Source organism: Parabacteroides sp. TM07-1AC (genome assembly GCF_003480915.1).
Taxonomy (GTDB): domain Bacteria; phylum Bacteroidota; class Bacteroidia; order Bacteroidales; family Tannerellaceae; genus Parabacteroides; species Parabacteroides chongii.
On sequence record NZ_QUKD01000029.1, the window covers coordinates 1 to 1,049 of the forward strand.

Genomic DNA, 1,049 nt, shown 5'->3' on the forward strand with positions numbered 1-1,049 from the left:
AAACAGCACTACCGCTTAAAGCGGAACGCTGCCAAACATTAGCAACCCATAAAGCGAAAACAAGATGATAGTAGAAATAGAACAACTTACAGAAAAAGATTTTGTACAAGGAAGTCTGTCTTATGAGTATAATTTCCATATTTCAATATGGAATGAATCAACTCGTGTCGAAATATCTAATAAACAAGGAATTGACAATATATCTATTCTCCCTATAATTAAATCTGTTTTAGTGTGGGTAAATAATAATAAAGAAATCTGCACAGAAACAGCAATAGAGGAAGGAATGATTAGACTTGCTGAAGAATGGATAAAAGATGAAGATTCTAAAGTAACAAACGAAAAAGATTGTTATTTGACGGCATATGAGGAAAAAGTATTTTTACCTATAACTCAAACTGATTTTTATAATAGCTTAAAGGTGCAATCTATTTATTTTTCTGTTGAGGAAGGGATAACAGATATAAACATGTATATAAGTTGTTCCCCTGATTATTATGCAGGTCATGTTATATGGTATAGTCTATATACCAAAGAAAACGGAAAAATTGAATGTGAATGTAATGGATTAGAAGGATAGAACAGGTTGCTAACAAACAGATGAAACATTGAAAATGGTTTATCTGCCGAACATTATAAACTTAATATCAAACTCAAATATGATAGATTTTTGCAATGTAGAATTAGAAACATCTTTCTCCTTGAAATATAGCGAGTTTGATGAATTAAGACCGGTATTCGATGAATTTTATCGAAAAACAGGACTTGTAATAGATGAATATGGAGATACGAGGCTGATAATAGATAATCTTTTCTTGATTAAGGATATTGCTATTGATTATACCAAGAAAGAAATTAATAAAGAAACTCGTGTCTTAATTCAATCATTTATTAAAAACTTAGAGATGATTACCAAAGGCGGCTATCATTTTTTTGTTTCAGGTGATTAGGAATAAGTTTATAACAAGCGGCTCAACCTCCCCTGAAAGGTCGGTTAGCCACCAAACATTAGTGATTATGAATCAAAAAAAGGAAATATTAGAAAAATT

2 protein-coding genes are annotated in these 1,049 nt (G+C 30.6%); both read left to right on the top strand.

What is annotated here, in order from left to right:
- Nucleotides 1-64: 64 nt before the first annotated feature.
- Nucleotides 65-580, top strand: coding sequence for a DUF2262 domain-containing protein (locus DXD68_RS23975; protein ID WP_115485009.1), 516 nt, complete (start codon nt 65-67; stop codon nt 578-580).
- 79 nt (nt 581-659) lie between these two features.
- Nucleotides 660-950: a hypothetical protein gene (locus DXD68_RS23980; protein ID WP_118058813.1), complete on the top strand. Its 291-nt coding sequence runs from the start codon at nt 660-662 to the stop codon at nt 948-950.
- Nucleotides 951-1,049: the final 99 nt, after the last annotated feature.

What these genes read in the sequence shown, in the direction of transcription:
- DXD68_RS23975 (WP_115485009.1), top strand. Translation starts at nt 65, where the DNA reads ATGATAGTAGAAATAGAACAACTTACAGAAAAAGATTTTGTACAAGGA.
- DXD68_RS23980 (WP_118058813.1), top strand. Translation starts at nt 660, where the DNA reads ATGATAGATTTTTGCAATGTAGAATTAGAAACATCTTTCTCCTTGAAA.